The following is a 23,213-nucleotide window of genomic DNA, read 5'->3' on the forward strand; positions in this document are numbered from 1 at the left end:
ATGTTAGAAGCCATAAATTTAAGTAAAGAATATAATAACTTTTCTGCTCTTAATAATTTGAATATTAAAGTTAAAGCAGGCGATATTTATTGTCTATTGGGTGCCAATGGTGCTGGTAAATCTACTACTATTAATTTGTTTTTAGGGTTTATTGAAGCTACAAGCGGTAGTGTTAGCATAAACGGTTTAGACGTTAGCAAAAAGAATATGGAAACAAAAAAGTACTTGTCCTATATTCCAGAAAACTTGATGCTCTACCCTACTTTATCCGGATTAGAAAACTTAGAATATTTTGTTGGTTTAGCCAATAAAAAATATACTAAAGCCGAATTTATAAACTTTCTAACAGAAGCAGGATTACAAACCAATGCTCATTTAAAACGCGTATCCACATACTCTAAAGGAATGCGTCAAAAAGTTGGTATTGCCATTGCTTTAGCTAAACATGCTAAGGTGTTACTTTTAGATGAACCTACATCGGGATTAGACCCTAGAGCAAGTAACGAATTTTCAAACTTACTATTAACACTTCAGAAAAAAGGTGTGGCTACTCTTATGGCAACTCATGATATTTTTCGTGCCAAACAAATTGCTACGCATATCGGAATTATGAAAGAAGGGCACTTAGTGGAATCGTTTAAAAGCGAAGACATCACTTTAAAGGCTTTGGAAGATTTGTACTTAGAAACTATTGATTCTTAAAAGTAATATTATGCCAACACGATACTAGTCTTTTTGTTATTTAATTGTTTTGTGATAAAAAAATTAGCTCTAGAGATAATCTGTTTTATAAATAAGAATTAATTTCGGTGCAAACGCTTTTCATTTCACTAAGACTATTAAACTATGAGGAAGGTTGCAATCATTGGTATGGGCCCCAGAGGCGGCTATGCTTTAGAACGCTTAATTATTGAATTGGCTGAACAATATAGCCTTTCTAATATTAATATATCAGTGTTTGAAATTACGGGTAATTTTGGAAATGGTCAAGTGTATGGTTTAGATCAAAATCAATCAAATTGGATCAATATTACAGAGCGCATACTCAAAATAGAAAAGCGAAAAGCCATACATACTGCAACAGTTAAAATTGAGTCCTTTCCCTCATATCACGAGTGGGTTAGCACCGATTTTAGTACATGTTCTGAAGATGACATAGACACCTACCCACCACGTGCTAAAATAGGAAAATTCTTATCCGAACGATTTCAATCACTTATAAAACCTCTTGTTGAGGCCAAGATTGTATCGCTATATCAAGAACAAGCAAAAAAGGTAGAATGGATAGATTACCGTAGGTTACAAATAATTACAGACTCTAATAATTACAAAGGGTTTGATGATATATTACTTACTATTGGTCATCAATCTACAGAACTATCCGAACAAATAATAGCCTGGGATACATACGCTGCAAATAAAGAAAGCATGACGCTTTTTAAATCGCCCTATCCTATAGCGAACTATTTGCAGCATCATAATCTAACACACACAAGTACGATTGGAATTCGTGGTTTTGGACTTGCGATGATAGATGTGGTAAGAGCTATAGCCGAAAATTTTGGTGCTTTTTCTACAGAAGAACAAAACGGTATATGTACCTATCAAACAGCATATGACATTAAAAACCTTTTTGTTCCATTCTCGCTCGATGGATTACCACCTGTTCCGAAACCCTTAAATGTACGAATAGATCGCTGGTTTCAACCTTCCGAAGCATCCATTTTAAATTTTGAAAAGCAAATTGGGAATACGCAAATTCAGAAAGAAGCAGAAAGTCCAGATTTTTTAATAGCTGCCTTCGCTCCTATTGCAGCAGGTGTTTTTAATAAATTATCAAATTCAAACAATACCTCTAACATTTCAAAACAAGAGATTGAAATGTTAATTGTAGATTGGCTAAAAGATCAAAGCAAATCCCACGATCTTATTATTTCGACTAAACAATCTGCTAAAAAAAGCATGCCATGTTTTGTAAATATGGCTAAAGGAAAAGCTGCTGTTAGTTTAGATTATTGCATTGGTCAAGTCTGGCGGCATTGTCAGCCCACTATTTATAAAGCTTTATCATATAACGCTTGTTCTGATGCTGTTTTTGCTGAAATAATTGCGTTAGATGAGTCAACCAAACGTTATTCCTACGGACCACCAGTTGAAAGTATTGAGCAATTAGTGGCCTTAGCAGAACTTGGTATTTTAAATTTGGATATGGTCAATGATCCTAATATTGCATTAACCAATGCAGGTTGGCAATTTGAACATTCAGGGAAATCACTGACCGCGAGTATCATGATTGACTCCGTTTTAGATTCTCCTAAAATTAAGGCTGTCAAGTCTCCTTTAGTTCAAAATATGCTCGATGATGGTTTCATAAAAGTAGTCCACGATAATTTGGGCGTTACCACCAATGAAAACGGCTACTTAATTTCGAGTACTAAAAATCAAAAAATCCCAATTGCACTACTCGGTAGATTAGCAAAAGGAACGGTCATTGGTGTAGATGCCATTTTGGAATGTTTTGGAGCGCGCCCTAGACAATGGGCAGAACAAGCAGCAAAAAATCATGTAGATTGGTTAAATAAAAAATAACACCATAAATATTAGATGTAAATCCCCTAGTGAGCTGTCTATTATTTGTTAAATTTAGCCCCTAAACCAAACTAACTAAATTTTACTTTATGAAAAAAATTAATGTTCTATTTACCTTTTTAATAGCGCTAACCATTTTATCTTGCTCATCAGACGATAATAATAATTCGGATAACGATCCAATTGTTGGCGTTTGGAAACCCATAAAAGAAATAGAAACTTATAATGATAATTCGACAATAGAATTCGAGTATACCGCTTGCCAACAAAGGTCGAGATTTACTTATAATGCTAATGGTACAGCAAATATTGTAGAATTTGTTAATGATGAAATCACTGGAGATTGTGTACAACGAACAGATCCTGTTCTAACTTCTGCTAATTGGGAGAAATCCGAAAATGGTAAATATCGACTGATTACAACCCACAAGTATAATGTTACCTCACAAATCTACACCACTGATAAAATACCTGATGTTTTTGAGTTTGAGAACAACAATAATACCTTAAGCATAGGCTATAACGACGACGAAATAATAGAAGGAAAGCAACTAAAATCCTATCACACCGTATTTGTTAGAGTGGAATAAAAACCGAATTAAATAAAAATAAAATGTTTAGACATCAAGGTAAAAGCAGAACCATAAAACACAACCTGCGCATTGCCACCATTTTGTCATTTGTTGCTGGCATTGTTAATGTTTCTGGGTTTTTAGCATTTAATCAATTAACAACAAATGTAACAGGGCATTTTGCGCTTTTTATTAGTGACGTTGCCAATTTTGAGTTTTGGAAAGGCACTGTATATTTTCTATATATATTTTCATTTCTTTTTGGCTCTTTTTTATCTAGTTTTCTTATTGAAAAATTTAAAGGCAACGGAAAACTTAATGTTTTTGTGTTACCAACTCTAATAGAATGTCTTATTTTAGTAACCATTGCCATGTTAAGTTATACTGGAGATATTAAATATCCCGACCTTATGGTTTGTTCACTATTGTTCGCCATGGGACTACAAAACTCGTTTGTTACAAAAATTTCAAACGCTATTGTACGTACCACGCATCTTACAGGGTTGTTTACAGATTTAGGTATAGAATTATCGCAACTGTTTTTTACAAAAACGCGCTATGAAAGAAGTCAACTTAAAACCACTATAAAACTTCGAGTTTATATTATTTGCTTCTTTTTTCTTGGCGGAATAATTGGCGGATTTCTATACTCCAGACTTAATTTAAAACTAAATACGCTCGTTATAGGCGCTATAATTTTATTAATTAGCTTATTTTATGATGATTTAAGATATCAATTAATAAGAACTAAAAGAAAATATAAACAAAGAAAAATAACAATATAATAGCAGATGAAAAATTTACAAAAAATACTTTTCTGCGCACTCATCGTTTTACTATCCAATAGCTGTAAAACTGAAAAAGACACGCCTAAAGCAGAAAAACCAAATATCTTATTTGTTCTAGTGGACGATCAGCGTCATGATATGATTGGCTCTGCAGGACATCCCATTATAAAAACGCCAACCGTTGATAAGCTTGCTAAACACGGACTAAGGTTTACAAACACCTATGTTACCACACCCATTTGTGCCGCCAGTAGAGCCTCTATCCTCACCGGATTATACGAATCTAAACACGATTATACCTTTGGCAAAAAACCGCTTAAAACCCAGTTTACATCCAATGCCTATCCTAACCTATTAAAACAAGCAGGTTACACCACTGGCTTTGTTGGAAAGCTTGGGGTAAATCTTGAAAAGAAAGACAGCATGCTTAAAAACATGTTCGATTTCTATAAACTCTCACCAAGTAATGCGCCTTACTTTAAAAAACTTCCCGACGGTAGCCTAAAACATTCCGCTGAAATTCGTGGCGACGAAGCTGTGGAATTCATCAACAATCAAACGTCCGAAAAGCCATTTTGCCTGTCCATTAGTTTTAATGCTGTGCATGCTGTAGATGCTAATTTAACACCTGGTAACGCTGGCCATTACCCCTACCCAAAAGCGGTGTCGGACATGTATGCCGATGTAGAAATGCCAAAACCCGAATTGTCTCACCAGAGTATTTACGACAACCATCCCGATTTTTTAAAAAATTCGCTAAACCGAGAGCGTTATTTCTGGAGATGGGATACCGAAGAAAAGTACCAAACCAATATGAAAGCCTATTATAGAATGATTAGCGGTTATGATAATGTATTGAAACGCATACTGGCCACTCTTGAAGCAAAAGGCTTAGATAAAAACACTATTATTATTTATACAGCCGATAATGGCTATTACATGGGTAACAGAGGTTTTGCAGGTAAATGGACGCATTACGAAGAATCTTTACATGTGCCTTTAATTATTTACGATCCTAGAAAATCAAGTCAAGACACCGGAAAAACCACAGATAAAACAGCGCTTAATATTGATATTTCGGCAACTATACTCGATATGGCGGGGCTTTCTATTCCGCAAAGTTATCAAGGCCAAAGCCTCTTACCTGTTCTAAATAATGAAGATACCGAAAACTGGAGATCCGATTTTCTCATAGAACACAGAATGGAACACGAGAAACTACCTAAATATGTTGGCCTGCATACTCCAAAGTATGTTTATGTTAATTATTACGAACAAAACCCGGCTTACGAGTATCTACACGACCTAGAAATAGATCCGGATCAAATAGAGAATTTAAGAAACAACCCCAACTATACCAAAGTCCTCGAAACCATGAGAACCCAGTGCAAAGATTTGGAAAACAATATGAAAAATGATTAAGCCATTACTTTAAAGCATATAACCCTTAATTGCACTTTACTGTTTTACAGAAAAATAGGTAGACCTACGTATAGATTTGCTTGCAAATAATAATTAACTTCGTTGCTTATGCTTTTTATAAAATGAATAAGCAAAGCTGACTTTATTTTGGTTAATTGGCTGGGTATGAGTGGTAGAAGTGATTGTATAATACGTTGTGCTTAATTAGAAAAAAAATACGAATGAAAAAAATAGAAGTACTAAAAAAAGATTTTCCTGATTTAAATTTCGAAACAAAGGAACATGAGTTTTTCTATGACGAGGACGATATTAGAAAAGAAGATAGGATACATATTTCAGGTTTTAAAGGTAATTCAGAATTCCAGATAATCATTAAACCTGACCATGAAATAGAATTAGTTTCAGAAATTCTAAAAGAGAATATTTTTGTTTTCCCCGACTTTTTAGCAATTCGTTATAACAACACAATTGAGGTATTACTAACTCCAATATCATACAGAACTTCATTCAGAAATATAGAAATTGATGATGAAGTTAATAAAACTGTTGTTTTCAATGTTGGTATGAATTACCATAGAAATAATTTAGATATTCTATTAGAAATTGGTCAAGACAATTTATTACCTAAATTCCTTCAGTTTGTTCGTGGTGCTTTCAGATATTCGAGAAGAAAACCTACTATCCTAAAAATTGAAGGATATAAGAAAGAAAGTCCTGATGGTATTGTCAATGATATTAGAAATGTAATAAACTCTGTTTTATTTGACATAGAATATAATTACGACATAGCTCTCGAAACTGTTAATATTGATGGACTTTTAAGAAGGTTTATAAGACGTAGAAAGAAAAAAAATGACTTACCAAGTGAAAAATTTGATTTGGTTTACAAGAAATATATTCCTGAATTAATTCAATACTTCCATATTGCTGAAAAAGTTGACTTCTTACCATTTAAATTCATTTGTTATTATCACATAATTGAATATTTCTCAGACAAAAGTGCTTATGACTTAGTATCTAAAGAAGTTAAAAAGATTTTATTAAAACCTGATTTTCATTTAAAAACGGACAAATATGTAACTACTGCAATTAATCTTTTTAAAAAGGAAAATGACAGACACACTAACGACAAAGTGAAAATTGAAAGAGTTTTAAAACAATACATAAAAAGAGAAGAATTAAAAGAATCAATTGAAGAATTGGAATTAATAGATCACTTTTCTAAATCCTTGACATTCGATTGTGTTAAGCCATTAGAACTACCAGCAATTGACTTTGATAAAGACGGAAATTTCTTTGGCGAATTAACAAAGCGAATTTATTCTACAAGATGCTCAATTGTTCATTCTAATCCCGATTTTGACGAATCCAAAGCAGTTCCGTTTAATCCTTCACCTAACAATATTGACAAACTGAGAATTGAAATAGAAATGATTAGCGAAATTGCTCGAATAATTATAATTGAAAGTAAAGAAAATAACTAAGCACAACAATGGCTATAAGTAATTGCTTGTTCTCGCCTACTTCTGAAAATCCTCGCGGATTTTCAGTTTGGTGTGTACTTGCAAAGTTAAGTGCTAACACACGCAACTACTCATAGCCGAGACCGTTTGCAACAATTTTAGAAATGACGAAGTACATTCAAATTTTACTGATTTTAATAACAATTTTATCTTGTAAAACAGAAAAAACAACTGAAATAATTGTTATTGGAACACTTCATAAACCAGAACCTAATTTTAACTCAGAGATTCTCTTTAATATAATAGAAAATATACAACCTGATTTTATATTAGAAGAACTAGACTCTTCTTTCTTCACTTCCGATTTTAGACACAAAAATGTTTCAAATAGTAATGAACGTATGGCATCTGAAAAATATATTAAAAAATACCCAACAACTAAATTGAGGCCATACGAATTTGAAGGAAGAAATCAATATAGGATAAATAATGGCTCACGACCCACAGATGGATTAACAACAAAACTTATAGACAGTCTAAACAATGTAGGTTTATTATCTGATACAGAAGCTGAAATTCATAATAAATACAAAGCGCTCTTAGAACCATTAATAATATTAGCATCTAAATCTCCTGAAAACTTCAATAACATAACAACCGACAGTATTTGTGCCAAAAGACAATATTATCAATATAAAATGCTAACAAAAATAACGAATAAGAGAGATGAATTTGCAACTCGTTTTCATACCAAACCAAATGGAGAAAAAATAAGTTACCGAGACGGATATCAATTAGCTGATGATTTTTGGGATTTAAGAAATCAAACAATGGCCAAAAACATAATGCAAATTTCTGAACAGAATCAAGGTAAAAAAATTGTTGTTCTCTGTGGATTTATGCATAGATATTATATTTTAAGTGAATTGAGAAAACTAACAGAAGGCAAAAATATTGTGTTAAAAGAGTTTTACGAAAAATAAAAACTGTTGCCAACACCCTGTATCATTAACGGCTAGTTCTCGCCTACTTACGAAAACCCTCACAAATTTTCTATTCGGTTATTATTTGCTAAATTAGATGCTTAAACACGTTAAAAAATCCAAATTAGAAGTAATTCGTGTTGAATAAATAAACCCGATAAAACAATAAATCAAAATTAATAATTATCACATAAAACCGTATTAAAACTTAACACTATGAATATAGATAGCGCCATTTTAGTTATTGGCTCAGTTATTGGAGTTTTTACCGCAATAATGATTATTACAAGAATTTTTGGACTTCGAACTTTTGCTAAAATGTCAAGTTTTGATTTTGCTTCAACCATTGCAGTGGGTTCCATATTAGCTTCAATAGTTATTAATAAAGACCAAAATTTACTAAAAGGCATTTTGGCATTGGTTTGTATAATAGGCTTTCAGACATTATTTTCATTTTTAGTTAGAAAAAATGATTGGTTTAAAACGTTATTTACAAATAAACCGCAAATGCTTATGAAAGATGGAGAAATTTTTTACGATAATTTAAAACGATGCAACGTTGATGTAAGTGATTTAATGGGGAAATTGAGAGAAGCAAACGTGCATAAACTTTCCGAAGTTCAAGCTGTGGTATTCGAAAGTACTGGAGATATTTCAGTATTACATAGTGCAGATAAAAATGATATTGATTCCATAATTTTAAGAGATGTTGCAGAGTATAAAAAATGATTTCCGATAATTATTGAATAAATACTCTACGAACATTGGATATTATGCTTTCCTGAAATTGGTTGATTACACTAAACACTTTGGAAAATAATAGCTTTCTACATTCAAATTAAAACACAAATTTCAAACTAAATCTGTAATTTTACTTCTTCAATTTGATATGTAGCATTAGGACTTCCTATGCACCCTAAAAATGAAAAAAAAGATGAATATAAAAATTTTAGCAGTAGTCACTCTCTTAATGCTTTCTGCTTGTAAGGATAATAAAACGGCGGAAAATCAAGCAACACCAAAGATTGAAACTGGTATTGAAAAGGATACTAAAGAAACATTTAAAACCATTGAAATGGATGTTGTAAACAGTTTAAATGCTACTATTTCTTCAAAAAATCTAAAAACTGAAGAAGAAATAATGCATGCTTACAAGCCAAAAAACTTGGAAACAGAAGGACATTACACGTATACTATTTCGAAAAATGACATTGGTAATGGTTCTCAAGACATTATATTAATTGAAGATAATTTATTAGATGATTCATTATTAGCTATAAAAACGATAATGAAGGTAGAAAAAGAAAATTCAACTTTAAAAGTGGTTTCTATAAAAGAGAATTACAAGTGTCGACAAAACCGAGGTCATCAAGAATGGAGTGCAGAATTGTGTAACTAAAACGGCTTTTAACAACCTACTTCTATAAAAAGCACGATAAATTAGTTTTAATTAGTCATTTCAAAAGCCTGTATTTGTAGGCCTTTTAACAAAAAGCCTTTCGGGTTTTTAGGTTATGTTTTATTTGCTAACTTTAGTGCTTAAAACACCTTAACCACAAGTTAAAAAACCTTAATTATGAAGTATTTTAGTAAAGCCAACTCTTCTTCGAAAAATAATGCTTCAATACAGATTAAAGCATCGGAAATTGCTTTTGGCACCACTCCGGAATCTGCCGATACCTTACCAAACCCAGCCGAATTGTTTTTAGGATCGTTTTCTGCTTGTGTTCTTAAAAATGTGGAACGCTTCTCGGGTTTAATGAATTTTGAATATTCAAAAGCGGAAATAACAGTTAGTGCCACACGACTTGAAAAACCGCCAAGGATGGACGGCATTAATTATGAATTAACAATTTATAGTCCAGACGATAATTTGAATATTAATTTACTCAAAAAGAATATCGAAAAGTTTGGGACTATATTTAATACCGTGAAGTCTTCCTGCACTGTTACAGGTGTAATTAACATAATACAGGAATAAAAAAGGTGAATTATTTAAAGGTAGCGACAAATACCCTGGGCAATAATTATAAAAAAATAACAACTAATTTTATGAAAAGAAGTACTTTATTAGTTCTAACCATAACAATCTTATCTTCAATTTTATTTTCAAGTTGTGGCGTAATGTTTGGAGGAAGTAAATACAACGCTAACATTAAAGTAAAAGATCATCCAAATGCTGAAATTTACGCGAATGGAGAAAAAATAGGAACGGGAGAAGTTTCCGCCTTGTTTAAACGAAATCAACCTCTTAAAATTGAAGTAAAACAAGACAAGTGCCAAGAAAAAACTAAAAATTTTGACAATACTTTCAGAACAGGAAACTTTATTCTGAGTGCCATTTCTTTTGGAATTACTGGTATTGCTGTTGATTTAGGAACCGGAGCTGCATTTAAACCAGACCACAAGAATGACCCAGCTATCGAAAAACTATCGGACAAAAATTACAAATTTACAGTAGATTATTCTGAATGTAAAGAAGATTAAGTCTGTTCAAGATCTAATAAAACGAATTATTATCTCAAGCTTACTTACAAAAAGTATAAAACTTTCTTATGAAAGTTATAAAATAAAATACATGCGTAAAATACTATTAATAGCCACCATTCTAATCTCTAGTTTTGGGTATGCTCAATCTGAAAAAATCACAATAAAATCGGAAAATCTTAAAGCCGTTAACTATCTAAAAGCCGATGATTTCTATGTAACGCATTATTTATATATCGATTTATTTTTACGGGAGAATTTATTCCCCATGGCAAGAATAGAAGATGTTTCGTCTATATTAAACGCTATAAAAACATATGTTTCTGTAGAAACACCTTTGGAAATTGAGATTGAAAAACCAGGAGATAGCAATTATCTAATTAAAATAGGGATTCTTAAAAAAGACGATGGCACCGAACTTTTAATTGCATATACCAATTGGAACACGAGAGAACGGCTATTTGAAAAGGATATAGACATCAAGAATGATTCTTACACGCGATGGTACTTTTTAAATGGTAACAAAATGACTTACAGACAGGACATGTCTGATAAGAGTGATTATTCAGCTAAATCTAAGCCAAATTTAGCCCAAGCTTATTTAATGGATGAATTACCAGAAAACGATGGAAAAATAAAAAGTACTATAGATGATATTTTAAAAGAAAAGGGTTTAAATATTTCGGACAAAATATTGGCGAATTTGGTTCTGTTAAAGTATCACATGTATTTAAGAGATAGCAATAATGTTGTAAAACAAGCTAAATACTTGAATGAACTATTTAAAGAACACCCTTCAGATTTTAGTCTGAAAGGTTTAGAAATAATGTTTAGAGCAACAGAGTTTCAAATACAATTAATGAAATAAACACTTCATTTTTAACAACGAAAAACGGAGATTAAAACCAGCCATCACCAAAACTAAATGAAAATCAGACAAATAAGTCTTTAAAATATTAAAAACTTAAAAGCAATTGGAAAACAAACATTTAGCGAGACTTATGCTTCGGTAAACAGCGAAGAACATATGTCCACATATATACCAATTAATATACACTAAAAAAAGAACAAATTGGCCGATAAACAGACACCATCTAAAACACTCAAAGAAACAGAACAGCAAGCAAAGCCTAAACGTACAAGAAGACCACCAACAGAAGAACAACTAAGTAATCCGTTTCATGGAGTAAAACTAAAACAGGTTTTAGAGCGTTTGGTAGCACATTATGGTTGGGCGTATTTAGGAGAACGTACTAATCTTCGCTGTTTTATCTACAATCCTACTATGAAATCTAGTCTTGGGTTTTTAAGAAGAACAACTTGGGCAAGAGAGCATGTTGAAGACCTTTATTTAGATATGCTAGACGAAACAAAAGAAGAAAAAGAAGAAGCGAAATAGGTTTAAATTGAATGCTATAAAACGCAGTTATGAAGTTAAAAGTCCAATTCTATCTCTTAAAATTTATTTTTTAATTGTTTCACAATTTGGTTGCCTCTATAAATTGCACCTTCCATATAACCACCATAGCTTGGTGACGTTTCTGACCCAGCAATTATAAATTTACCATTTAAATAGTCTTGTTGATAGACTGGATGGCCATTGTTTGCATGTGGATTTAGAAAATTAGTATTATCTACATGTAGTAAATCTTCTTTACTCCAAACTTTTTCATCATAATAAAGATATTTTTTTCCTGCTTCACCAAAGAACTTAAAAAGTTGAGCTCTTATTTTTTCTTCTCTGTACGCTTTGGTTTCGTTAGCTAAACCTGCGTTTAAAAATCCCATTAATCCAAAATGACTATTCTCAAAATCAGAATGATCATAGATTTCTGTAAAAGGACCTACATTACTAAAACCAACGCCAGACAGTCCTTTTTCTTTCCAAAAAGGCGTTTTATAAACCAATGCAAACTTAATGGAATCTTTCATCCAAGTATGCGTATTATTTGCAATTTCTAAAAGATTGAGGTCTAATTGAGAAGAAAAATCAACCGTATTAACTAAGAGTTGTGGTGGCATTGTAGAAATAACCATATCTGCAGTAAAAGTTGCATTTTCAGTGAGTACGTGTATTGAATTTTCTTTATCGTCAATGCGCACAACCTTCTGATTGCGTTGCAATTCATCTTCCGAAAAATCGTTAGACAGTTTTTCTAAAATAGTTGCCGTTCCGCCAACAATTCTATAACTAATTTCCTGGTTTCCTGGTAATTGAAAACGTTCTGGCAAATTGGTGTTTGAAGCTTCATATAAAGCATCACCTTTCGTGTTTTGCTCAAATAAAGAAATTTGTAGTGTAGCACACAACTTTATAAGTTCTTCATTGTATCTCCAAAGCCAAGTGGCACCTAATTCTACTTTTGTATGATCATTTTTTTTGGTGAAAATTCTTCCACCAATTCTATTATTTGCTTCTAGAATTTGGATAGAGAAGCCCTCTTTTTTTAATTTATATCCTAAATACAAACCGGAAAGTCCACCTCCAATAATTACTATTTTTTTCTTTATTAGGTCAAAGATAATTAAGATAACCTAAAAAAAAACTGAGTTAAAAAAAACTTTAAAAACCTTAATTCTAAACTCAGTTTTTAATTTTAGTCAACGTTTCTACTAGGTTAAAAGCGCTACAATTTCAGCAAACTTCTTTTCTTCAGCGTAAGCTAAAGCTATTTTCCCTGCGTTATCTTTTATGGTTTTATCAGCATTATGCTCTAAAAGTAGTTTAACAATGTCAAGTTTGTTGTATTGTGTAGCAAAGGATAAGGCTGTTGTTCCGTTGGTGTTTACTTCGTTTAAGTCGGCACCATTTTCAATTAAATATGTAGCAAAAGCGACGTTGCCTTTAAAACTAACACCAATGAGGGCGGTGTTTCCTGAGGCATCTTTAGCATTAATAGGTGCTTGGTGTTCTACTAATATTTTTGTTGCCGCTTCGTTATCAAAGTAAGTCGCTAAAATTAATGGTGTAAAGCCACGCTCGTCTGTAGCTTCGGCTAATTTAGGATTTCGAGTCAATAAGGTTTTTAGAGTTAAAATGTCTCTATTCTTTATGCTTTCAAATAAGTTATTAATGTCTTTCATTTGGATTTATGTTATAAAAAAAGGAATGGCTATAAAAACCATTCCTCTAAAATCTATGTTTACTATTGTTATTTTATATCGAAACGATCGGCGTTCATCACTTTAGTCCAAGCTGCTACAAAGTCTTTTACAAAACGTTCTTTGCTATCATCTTGAGCGTACATTTCCGCGTAAGCGCGCAAAATAGAATTAGAACCAAATACTAAATCGACACGAGTTGCGGTAAATTTAACTTCGCCAGTTTTACGATTTTTAATTTCGTAAATACCATTGTTAAGCGATTTCCATTCGTAAACCATATCGGTTAGGTTTATAAAGAAGTCGTTTGTTAAAGCGCCTTCATTGTCTGTAAACACCCCATGTTTTGTTCCTGCATAGTTGGTTCCCATAACACGCATACCCCCTACTAAAACCGTCATTTCTGCCGCTGTTAATCCTAGCAATTGTGTTTTATCTAACAACATTTCCTCTGGACTCACTACATACTCTTTTTTCTGCCAGTTTCTGTAACCATCTGCAAGTGGCTCCATAGACTCAAAAGATTCTATATCGGTCATTTCTTGCGATGCATCCCCTCTACCTGGTGCAAAAGGCACATCGACAACCATACCTGCTTTTCTAATGGCTTTTTCTACACCAACATTACCAGCTAACACAATAGTATCTGCAATGCTAATACCAAATTCTGCCGCAATAGGTTCTAAAACAGATAATACATTTTGCAATTGTGCAGGCTCGTTACCTGTCCAGTTTTTTTGTGGCTCTAAACGAATACGTGATCCGTTTGCTCCACCTCTAAAATCTGATCCTCTAAAGGTTCTAGCACTATCCCAAGCGGTAGATACTAATTCTGAGATACTTAAAGCTGTACTTGAAATTTTAGCTTTAACAGACTCAACATCATAACTATAGTTTCCTTTTGGAATTGGGTCTTGCCAAATTAATTCTTCTTGAGGCACATCAGGTCCAAACCAACGATCTCTTGGTCCCATATCACGGTGTGTTAATTTAAACCAAGCACGAGCGAATGTGTCAGAAAAGGTTTCAAAATCATTTTTAAATCGTAATGAAATCTCTTTATAAATAGGATCCATTTTCATGGCCATATCGGCATCGGTCATCATTGGATTATGCTTCGTTGTTAAATCTTCAACATCTACAGGCATATCCTCTTCTTTAATACTTACCGGTTCCCATTGGTGTGCTCCTGCCGGACTTTTACGTAGTTCCCAATCGTGGTTAAATAACATTTCGAAAAAGCCATTATCCCATTTTGTCGGGTTTGTAGTCCAAGCACCTTCTAAACCACTAGTAACCGTATATCTACCTTTACCCGATTTTGTTGGATTAGACCAACCTAAACCTTGCTCTTCTACATCAGCACTTTCTGGATCTGGACCTAAAATACTAGCATCTCCATTTCCGTGTGTTTTTCCAACGGTATGGCCACCAGCTGTTAAAGCTACCGTTTCCTCATCATTCATCGCCATACGTTTAAACGTTTCTCTAACTTGTAGCGCTGTTTTTAACGGATCGGGCTTTCCATTAACACCTTCTGGGTTCACATAAATTAATCCCATTTGTACAGCAGCTAACGGGTTTTCCATAGTATCTGGATGATCTACACTAGTGTAACGCTCATCACTTGGTGCTAACCATTCTTTTTCTGCTCCCCAATACACATCTTTTTCTGGATGCCAAATATCTTGACGACCAAATGCAAAACCATAGGTTTTTAAGCCCATGTTTTCGTAAGCAATAGTTCCTGCCAAAATAATAAGATCGGCCCAGCTTATTGCATTTCCATATTTTTTCTTGATTGGCCATAATAAACGTCTCGCTTTATCTAAACTGGCATTATCTGGCCAAGAATTTAAAGGCGCAAAACGTTGGTTACCGGTACCACCGCCACCACGACCATCTGCTAATCTATATGAGCCTGCTGCGTGCCATGCCATTCTAATCATTAAACCGCCATAGTGTCCCCAATCTGCTGGCCACCAATCTTGGCTATCGGTCATAAAATCGTGAACATCCTTTTTTAAAGCGTCTACATCTAACTTTTTCAGTTCTTCTTGATAATCAAAATCTGCACCTAACGGATTTGTTTTTCCATCTTGTTGGTGTAAAATGTCAAGATTAAGTGTGTTTGGCCACCAATCTGTTACTGTTTTTTCGGTTGTAGTAATAGCACCTTGCATAAAAGGACATTTACCCATGCCGCCGCCGTTGTTATGATCCATATTGTATATTTTTTTTCGATTTAATTTTTGATAAAATTACTCTATTACAGAATCTAAAAACTATAAATAAAATTGATTGTTTTTATTTTATCATAAAGAATTCTTATATCTGTATGTAAGAATAGGTCTCTAAATTTACGGAAACCTAACTTACGGAACAAAAAAAAAGCACCTTCAGTTTAAGCCAACCATTAATAATCTCATAATAGGTGGTCATTAAAACTACCACTTATTAAAAAAAGAAGAAACAAATAGTTTTAACATCTAATTATTCTTAATTTTATGCTTTAATTAAAAAACAACTATAATGGCAACAGTAACACTAAAAGGAGGAGAAATACATACCTCAGGTAATCTTCCTGCAACAGGAACTAAAGCACCTGAATTCAAATTAACAGCTAACGATTTATCGACTAAAACATTAGCCGATTTTGCAGGAAGCAAACTGGTTTTAAACATTTTCCCAAGTGTAGATACCGGAACTTGTGCTACATCGGTTCGCGAATTTAACAGAGAAGCAAGCGCATTAGAAAACACAAAAGTTTTATGCATTTCTCGTGATTTACCATTTGCACATGCTCGTTTTTGTGGTGCAGAAGGTTTAGATAACGTAGTCAGTTTATCAGATTTTAAAACTGGAGACTTCGGAAAAGCCTATGGCGTAGATTTTATTGACGGACCTTTAGATGGTTTACACTCACGTAGCGTTGTGGTTTTAGACGAAAAAGGAAACGTTTTATACACTGAGCAAGTTGCTGAAACAGTAGACGAGCCTAATTATAAAGCCGCTTTAGAAGCTTTATTAAATGAGTAATAAAAAGGAATCTTTTTTTATAAATAGATTAAAAAGTGTTGGCTTTGCGTTTAAAGGTGCTGTATTGCTCCTTAAAACCGAAGCCAGCATTAAAATTCAGTTTACTATTGGTGTTTTAGTAACCATAGCTGGTTTTTATTACCAAATTTCTACAACCGAATGGCTTATTCAATTACTAGCCATTGGCCTGGTGATGTGTGCCGAAGGTGTTAACACAGCTATTGAAGCTATTGCCGATTTTATTCACCCAGAACGCCATGAAAAAATTGGATTAATAAAAGATATTGCTGCAGGTGCTGTTTTTATTGCCGCCATTTTCGCTACTATCATTGGCTTTATTATATATTTCCCGAAGGTTTTCTGAAGTTCCACTTTTTAAAATAAGACTAATTCATAGATTCGTCTGCAATTTTTAAAAATAAAGTTTCGTTAACGTTAGTAATTTGTATTTTTGCGGCATTGTAAATGCAATGTCCTCTTGAACTCGATTCAAGGCCTCAATCTCAAACCAAAACGCATTAATGGCTAAGACCAAAACTAAAGCTAAAAAAGCACCGCGAAAAAAAGTAAAACTACCAAGTTTTAAACTGTCTAACCAACAAAAACTGGTATTAGGCAGCTTTTTAATTATTTTAGGTGTAGTACTATTTATCGCCTTTTTATCCTTCTTTTTTACAGGAGAAGCAGACCAAAGCACGTTGTCGCAATTTGCATCTCGCGAGATTGAAACTGAAAATTGGTTAAGCAAATCTGGTGCTTGGTTAAGCGACCTATTTATACAACGCGGTTTTGGCGTACCTTCCTTTATATTTGCAGGACTTAGTTTCCTTTCTGGAGTTTATGTCTTGATGAATTTAAGCAGAGAAAAACTTAAAACCCATTGGTTTTGGGGTATTTTAATCATTATCTGGTTATCTATACTTTTAGGTTTCTTCGGAAATAATAACGCTATTTTAGGCGGAACCATCGGTTTTGAAATTAACAGTTATCTTCAAGATTTCATTGGAAAAATAGGCGTTTCCCTCCTACTCCTTTTCGGTTTAATTACGTATTTAGCCATTCGATTCAACTTGACTTTCGATAGTATTGCTTCTCAATTTAATTCCGCGAAAGCGAACTTAAAGGATGAATTATCGGATATGAAAGAGGATTTAATCGTGCCTTTAGACAATAATTTATCAGAAGAAGCAGAAGCTATAAAAGAAGCTTTTAACGTTTCAGAAAAAACAAAAACACCTGTTGAAACGCCAATACAAGCGCCTTTAGAAAAAGTAATGGAACCGGTGCAAACTAAAACAGAAAAACCACCTGTTGAAGCCGCTACCACTCTTGAAGTTAAAATTGCTGAAGAAGAAGATGTTGATGAAGATTTAGAAATGAAAGTGGTTGAATCTCAGGAAGAAGTTTCGGAAACTGATAATTTAGCTAACAAACTTGTTGAAGATTTCGGACAGTTCGACCCAACATTAGAACTTGGAAAATATCAATTTCCGCCTCTAGATTTGTTAAAACAATATGATACGGGTGGCATCACTATTAATCAAGAAGAATTAGAGGAAAATAAAAATAAAATTGTTGCCACTTTAAACAACTATAAAATTGGAATTTCTAGTATAAAAGCGACTATTGGTCCAACGGTAACGCTTTATGAAATTGTACCCGAAGCTGGTGTGCGTATTTCTAAAATTAAAAATTTAGAAGATGATATAGCTCTTTCTTTAGCCGCATTAGGTATTCGTATTATAGCTCCAATTCCTGGTAAAGGTACTATTGGTATTGAGGTGCCAAACAAAAACTCAACCATCGTTTCTATGCGATCGGTTATCGCTTCCAAGAAATTTCAAACTTCAGAAATGCATTTGCCTATTGCTTTAGGTAAAACCATTAGTAATGAAACCTTTGTGGTTGATTTAGCTAAAATGCCTCACTTGCTTATGGCTGGTGCTACCGGGCAAGGTAAATCGGTTGGTTTAAATGCTGTTTTAACTTCATTACTTTATAAAAAACACCCTGCGGAAGTTAAGTTTGTTTTAGTCGATCCTAAAAAAGTAGAGCTAACACTTTTCAATAAAATTGAACGTCATTATTTAGCAAAACTTCCAGACGACGGCGATGCTATTATTACCGATAATACTAAAGTGATCCATACACTAAACTCATTATGTATAGAAATGGATAACCGTTACGAAATGCTGAAAAATGCACTTTGTAGAAATATCGCAGAATACAACGTTAAGTTTAAAGCTAGAAAACTAAACCCTAATGATGGGCATCAATATTTACCTTACATCGTTTTGGTGGTTGATGAGTTTGCCGATTTAATTATGACTGCTGGTAAAGAAGTTGAAACACCTGTAGCCCGTTTAGCGCAATTAGCACGTGCCATTGGTATTCACTTAATTATTGCTACGCAACGCCCTAGTGTAAATGTTATTACGGGTATTATTAAAGCAAATTTCCCGGCGCGTATTGCCTTTAGAGTATCTAGTAAAATTGATTCACGTACTATTTTAGATGCCGGTGGAGCCGACCAGCTTATTGGTCGTGGAGACATGCTTTATACACAAGGAAATGACATGATTAGAATACAATGTGCCTTTGTAGATACGCCAGAAGTTGAAAAAATAGTAGATTTTATTGGTGCGCAAAAGGCTTATCCTGAGGCTTATTTATTACCAGAATTTGTTGGTGAAGAAAGTGGCACAAGTCTTGATATAGATATATCCGATAGAGATAAACTCTTTAAAGATGCGGCTATTGTTATTGTAACGGCACAGCAAGGATCGGCATCGTTATTACAACGGAAATTGAAATTAGGTTACAACCGCGCAGGTCGAATTATCGATCAATTAGAAGCCGCTGGTATTGTAGGCCCTTTTGAAGGTAGTAAAGCCAGACAAGTATTAGTGACCGATTTAATAGCTTTAGATCAGCATTTAGAAAATGAAATATAATTTAAAAATGAACATGAAGAAAATTATTGCACTTTTATTAATTACCCTTTCGTTTAACGCTTTTGCACAAAACAAAGGAAAAGCATTACTGAATGAAGTTTCTCAAAAAGTAAAAAGCTACAGTAACATTTCCATAGATTTTAGGTATGTATTAGAAAATACAGCCGAAGACTTAAAACAAGTAACCAAAGGCGACGTGGTTTTACAAGGTGAAAAATACAAATTAAATATCCTTGGTATCACCCGTTTATACGATGGAAAAACCATGTATAGCATTAGCCCAGAAGATGAAGAAGTGACTATTTCTTCGGAAGATGGTAGTGATAGTGACGCTATTACACCAAGTAAAATGTTATCATTTTATGAAGAAGGCTACACTTACGCCTTAGATATTGAACAAAATATGAATGGTAGAAAAATTCAGTACGTGAAATTAACACCTATTGACTCTTCTTCTGAAATTAAAACCATTTTATTAGGTATCGATGCGCAAACAAAAAACATTTATAACCTGATACAAATCGGTAAAAACGATACAAAAACAACACTTACCGTAAATTCTTTTAAAACAAACGAGACTTTATCAAAAACCTTATTTACCTTTGATGCTAATAAGTATCAAGATTATTACATCAATAAATTAGACTAGGTTTCCTTTGAAAATATTAGACCGTTACATATTAACCACATACCTCAAAACTTTTTTCAGCGTGTTTATCATACTCATGCTGATTTTTGTTTTACAAACTATTTGGCTTTACATCAAAGAGCTTGCAGGTAAAGACTTAAACATCGTTATTATTGCTAAGTTTTTGGTGTATTTTATGCCTAAGCTTATACCTTTAGTTTTACCGCTTACTATTTTATTGTCGTCTATTATGGTGTTTGGTAGTTTTGCTGAAAACTATGAGTTTGCAGCCATGAAGTCTACAGGTATTTCATTGCAACGTGCTATGTCTGGCTTAAGCGTATTTATTATCGGACTTGGTATTGTTACCTTTTTCTTTGCTAATAACGTGATTCCTTGGGCCGAAATAAACTCATACAACCTTCGGAAAAATATAGCCAAAATGAAACCAGCAGCCTTTATCGCCGAAGGCCAGTTTAACCAAATGGGCGAAGGTTTCAACATTAAAGTTGAAAAGAAAACGGGCGAAACGGGACAATATTTAGAAGATGTTACCATACACAAGCAGTCTGGAAAAAGTAAAAATAAATACAGTACTATTGTTTCTGAAACTGGAGAACTAGTTTCTAATGCGAATAGTGACGTTTTAAAATTGGTATTATACAACGGGTATTATTATGATGATAACCCTAGTGATAATAGAAAAAATATAAAAAAGGCCTTTGTTAAAAGTGCTTTTACCAAATACATTATCAATATTGATTTGTCCGATTTCAACAAAGTAGATCTTGATGAACAATCGCAAACCGATAAATACAGCATGCTTGATGTTGTAGATTTAAACACCGCCATGGACTCCTTAGTGGTAAAACAACAAAAAGAATATCAAGGTGTTGCCAAAAACTTAGTGTCTCGCTCTAGTATTAATAACGTATTCCGAAATATTAAAACAAATAAAATTCCGGATACTATATACACAGGCCCGCTATTAGATACTTTTGAAACTCAAAAGAAGCTGGAACTTATAGATCTTACACTTAAAGCAGCTACAAGTGCAAAACAAACTTTAAGTCAAAAAATTAATACTTATAACATTGCCAAATCAAACTTTAACCGACACGTTATTTCGTTTCATGAAAAATTTGCGCTCGGCATTGCTTGTATTATCCTCTTCTTCGTTGGAGCTCCATTAGGTGCGTTAATTAGAAAAGGAGGTATTGGCCTTCCAATGGTTATAGCTATTTTAATATTCCTATCGTATCACTTTATAGGTATTTTCGCTGTAAACTCGGCAAAAACAGGAAACTTCAATCCCGTTTTAGCCAGTTGGTTTTCAACCTTAATCATGTTGCCATTAGGTGTGTTTTTAACCAAACGTGCCACGGCTGATAAAGGTTTAGTTGACATGGGGAGCCTTATTGCCCCATTAAAGAAAATTTTTAAAATAAAAGAGAAGGATGAATCAAGCTATAAGTTTTTAGAGGCTTATAAACAGCATGACCTTATTGATGTTATAAAAAATTACGACACCTTAGGTCACGATGAAAATACCCGCTTTGAAGCTTTAAACCTTTTAAAACTCCGTGGACAAAGTATTGAAGAATTACAACAAGGCGGATTAGACATCGATGCTAGTTATAATAAATCGGAACAAATACATAAGGACTATAAGGATCATGCCAAATTTGCCATTTTCCTATACAGTATCGGTGCAGTTTTACTTCTGCTTTTCTTTGTATTTAAAAACAACAAATTACCATCCGTAGCTTCGGCTTCCATTCAATTAAGTTTGGTGTCCTTTGCCTTATTCATTGTGTATTACATTAAATCAATTATAAATATTATTGCTTTTTATAAGCATATTGATAACCCTGCAAAACGTCCTAATTGGGTTTTACTCATTATAGGTTTACCGCTTTACATGATCGCTTATCCCCTATTAAACGTTAACATAAACGAAGATTTAAAACGTAATTGTTTAAAGTCTTTAAAATAACAATATCATTTTATTATGATTTCAGAAACCATGAACACACCATCTACCGATAACATAAAATTAAACACCATTCATGATGCCATAGAAGACATTAGAAATGGAAAAGTCATCATTGTAGTCGATGATGAAAACAGAGAAAATGAGGGAGACTTTTTAGCTGCGGCTGATAAAGTAACTCCGGAAATAATAAACTTTATGGCCACCCATGGTCGTGGTTTAATTTGTGCACCATTAACAGAAACACGTTGTAAAGAACTTGATTTAAGTATGATGGTACGCAACAACACAGACCCAATGGAAACCGCATTTACGGTATCTGTAGATTTACGTGGAAAGGGTGTAACTACCGGGATTTCGGCAGCAGACCGCTCTAAAACGGTTAAAGCCTTAATCGATCCAGATACTAAACCTCATGATTTAGCTCGACCAGGACACATTTTCCCTTTAGTCGCTAAAGAAGGTGGTGTTTTAAGACGTACCGGACATACCGAAGCTGCCATTGATTTTGCTCGATTAGCAGGTTTAGAACCCGCTGGTTTTATTGTAGAAATCATGAACGAAGATGGTACCATGGCACGTTTACCAGAACTGTTTGAAATTGCTAAAAAATTCGATATAAAAATTGTTTCTATTGAAGATTTAGTGGCTTACAGAATGCAACACGACTCTTTAATTGAGAAAAAAGAAGACTTTGAAATTGAAACTCGCTTTGGAAGTTATAGGTTAAGAGCATACAAGCAAACAACTAATAATCAAACACATATAGCGTTAACAAAAGGAACATGGTCTAACGATGAAGCGGTGCCTACTAGAATAAATTCAAGCCTTATTAATAATGATATTTTAGGGACACTAACCAACAATGTAGATGCGCAGTTAGAGAATATGTTTAACGCGATAAACAAAGCAGGTAAAGGCACTATTATATTTATCAATCAAGAATCTCAGTCGATGAATATTTTAAGTCGATTAGCCTTTTTGAAAGAAAATCAAAATGGTAAGTCTGTTACTAAGGCACCAAAAATAAACATGGACAACCGCGATTTTGGAATTGGTGCTCAAATATTACACGATTTAAATATCCATAAGTTACGTTTAATTTCTAACACCGAACAAACCAAACGTGTGGGATTAATTGGTTATGGTTTAGAAATTGTGGATTACATGAATTACTAATAAAACTTCAATAA

22 protein-coding genes are annotated in these 23,213 nt (G+C 33.5%); 19 read left to right on the forward strand and 3 right to left on the reverse strand.

The features are described from left to right. The 13 genes from QWY92_RS19135 to QWY92_RS19195 all read left to right on the forward strand — a co-directional run bounded on the left by QWY92_RS19135 (position 1) and on the right by QWY92_RS19195 (position 11,703). Positions 1 to 702, forward strand: coding sequence for an ABC transporter ATP-binding protein (locus QWY92_RS19135; RefSeq protein WP_290274659.1), 702 nt, complete (start codon positions 1 to 3; stop codon positions 700 to 702). 144 nt (positions 703 to 846) lie between these two features. Next, positions 847 to 2,589, forward strand: a complete 1,743-nt coding sequence (locus QWY92_RS19140; protein ID WP_290274663.1) for an FAD/NAD(P)-binding protein — start codon at positions 847 to 849, stop codon at positions 2,587 to 2,589. A gap of 89 nt (positions 2,590 to 2,678) precedes the next feature. After that, entirely contained in the window at positions 2,679 to 3,179 is a 501-nt protein-coding gene (locus QWY92_RS19145) for a hypothetical protein (RefSeq protein WP_290274665.1), read from the forward strand. Positions 3,180 to 3,202: 23 nt separating this feature from the next. After that, on the forward strand, positions 3,203 to 3,946 hold the full coding sequence (locus QWY92_RS19150; protein ID WP_290274668.1) for a YoaK family protein: 744 nt from the start codon (positions 3,203 to 3,205) through the stop codon (positions 3,944 to 3,946). A 6-nt stretch (positions 3,947 to 3,952) separates the two neighbouring features. Further along, positions 3,953 to 5,371, forward strand: coding sequence for a sulfatase family protein (locus QWY92_RS19155; RefSeq protein WP_290274670.1), 1,419 nt, complete (start codon positions 3,953 to 3,955; stop codon positions 5,369 to 5,371). A gap of 221 nt (positions 5,372 to 5,592) precedes the next feature. Then, the gene (locus QWY92_RS19160) at positions 5,593 to 6,855 is read left to right on the forward strand and encodes a hypothetical protein (RefSeq protein WP_290274672.1); all 1,263 of its coding nucleotides are present in this window, start codon (positions 5,593 to 5,595) and stop codon (positions 6,853 to 6,855) included. 143 nt (positions 6,856 to 6,998) lie between these two features. Next, a complete protein-coding gene (locus QWY92_RS19165) occupies positions 6,999 to 7,817 on the forward strand; it encodes a hypothetical protein (RefSeq protein ID WP_290274675.1) in 819 nt (272 codons plus the stop codon). 216 nt (positions 7,818 to 8,033) lie between these two features. After that, positions 8,034 to 8,546, forward strand: a complete 513-nt coding sequence (locus tag QWY92_RS19170; protein WP_290274677.1) for a DUF421 domain-containing protein — start codon at positions 8,034 to 8,036, stop codon at positions 8,544 to 8,546. A 193-nt stretch (positions 8,547 to 8,739) separates the two neighbouring features. Beyond that, entirely contained in the window at positions 8,740 to 9,216 is a 477-nt protein-coding gene (locus tag QWY92_RS19175) for a hypothetical protein (RefSeq protein WP_290274679.1), read from the forward strand. A 177-nt stretch (positions 9,217 to 9,393) separates the two neighbouring features. Next, positions 9,394 to 9,798 carry an OsmC family protein gene (locus QWY92_RS19180; RefSeq protein ID WP_290274681.1) on the forward strand — a complete coding sequence of 135 codons (405 nt, stop codon included), beginning with the start codon at positions 9,394 to 9,396 and terminating at the stop codon, positions 9,796 to 9,798. A 71-nt stretch (positions 9,799 to 9,869) separates the two neighbouring features. Further along, the gene (locus tag QWY92_RS19185) at positions 9,870 to 10,304 is read left to right on the forward strand and encodes a hypothetical protein (RefSeq protein ID WP_290274684.1); all 435 of its coding nucleotides are present in this window, start codon (positions 9,870 to 9,872) and stop codon (positions 10,302 to 10,304) included. Positions 10,305 to 10,395: 91 nt separating this feature from the next. Next, complete coding sequence (locus QWY92_RS19190) at positions 10,396 to 11,172, forward strand: hypothetical protein (RefSeq protein ID WP_290274687.1); 777 nt, start codon at positions 10,396 to 10,398, stop codon at positions 11,170 to 11,172. 204 nt (positions 11,173 to 11,376) lie between these two features. Continuing rightward, positions 11,377 to 11,703, forward strand: coding sequence for a VF530 family protein (locus QWY92_RS19195; RefSeq protein ID WP_336622110.1), 327 nt, complete (start codon positions 11,377 to 11,379; stop codon positions 11,701 to 11,703). A gap of 56 nt (positions 11,704 to 11,759) precedes the next feature. Here QWY92_RS19195 and QWY92_RS19200 read toward each other — a convergent pair whose 3' ends face one another. The 3 genes from QWY92_RS19200 to katG all read right to left on the reverse strand — a co-directional run bounded on the left by QWY92_RS19200 (position 11,760) and on the right by katG (position 15,631). Beyond that, positions 11,760 to 12,836, reverse strand: coding sequence for a flavin monoamine oxidase family protein (locus QWY92_RS19200; RefSeq protein ID WP_336622112.1), 1,077 nt, complete (start codon positions 12,834 to 12,836; stop codon positions 11,760 to 11,762). A gap of 81 nt (positions 12,837 to 12,917) precedes the next feature. Continuing rightward, a complete protein-coding gene (locus QWY92_RS19205; protein ID WP_290274690.1) occupies positions 12,918 to 13,388 on the reverse strand; it encodes an ankyrin repeat domain-containing protein in 471 nt (156 codons plus the stop codon). A gap of 68 nt (positions 13,389 to 13,456) precedes the next feature. After that, a complete protein-coding gene (gene katG, locus QWY92_RS19210) occupies positions 13,457 to 15,631 on the reverse strand; it encodes a catalase/peroxidase HPI (protein ID WP_377879065.1) in 2,175 nt (724 codons plus the stop codon). Between the two features lie 307 nt (positions 15,632 to 15,938). Between katG and tpx the strand changes: the two genes are divergently transcribed. The 6 genes from tpx to ribB all read left to right on the forward strand — a co-directional run bounded on the left by tpx (position 15,939) and on the right by ribB (position 23,199). After that, positions 15,939 to 16,445, forward strand: a complete 507-nt coding sequence (gene tpx, locus QWY92_RS19215; protein WP_290274694.1) for a thiol peroxidase — start codon at positions 15,939 to 15,941, stop codon at positions 16,443 to 16,445. After that, positions 16,438 to 16,809 carry a diacylglycerol kinase gene (locus QWY92_RS19220; protein ID WP_290274697.1) on the forward strand — a complete coding sequence of 124 codons (372 nt, stop codon included), beginning with the start codon at positions 16,438 to 16,440 and terminating at the stop codon, positions 16,807 to 16,809. Before tpx ends, QWY92_RS19220 begins: the two co-directional genes overlap by 8 nt. 157 nt (positions 16,810 to 16,966) lie before the next feature. Beyond that, on the forward strand, positions 16,967 to 19,399 hold the full coding sequence (locus tag QWY92_RS19225) for an FtsK/SpoIIIE family DNA translocase (protein WP_290274699.1): 2,433 nt from the start codon (positions 16,967 to 16,969) through the stop codon (positions 19,397 to 19,399). Positions 19,400 to 19,412: 13 nt separating this feature from the next. Continuing rightward, entirely contained in the window at positions 19,413 to 20,048 is a 636-nt protein-coding gene (gene lolA1 / locus QWY92_RS19230) for an outer membrane lipoprotein periplasmic chaperone LolA1 (protein WP_290274702.1), read from the forward strand. A 7-nt stretch (positions 20,049 to 20,055) separates the two neighbouring features. Beyond that, positions 20,056 to 22,023 (forward strand): LptF/LptG family permease, encoded by a 1,968-nt coding sequence (locus tag QWY92_RS19235; RefSeq protein WP_290274705.1) that lies wholly within the window; start codon positions 20,056 to 20,058, stop codon positions 22,021 to 22,023. Positions 22,024 to 22,038: 15 nt separating this feature from the next. Continuing rightward, the gene (ribB, locus tag QWY92_RS19240) at positions 22,039 to 23,199 is read left to right on the forward strand and encodes a 3,4-dihydroxy-2-butanone-4-phosphate synthase (RefSeq protein ID WP_377879069.1); all 1,161 of its coding nucleotides are present in this window, start codon (positions 22,039 to 22,041) and stop codon (positions 23,197 to 23,199) included. Positions 23,200 to 23,213 lie beyond the last annotated feature (14 nt).

It is taken from the genome of Algibacter miyuki (genome assembly GCF_030409805.1).
GTDB lineage: Bacteria > Bacteroidota > Bacteroidia > Flavobacteriales > Flavobacteriaceae > Algibacter > Algibacter miyuki.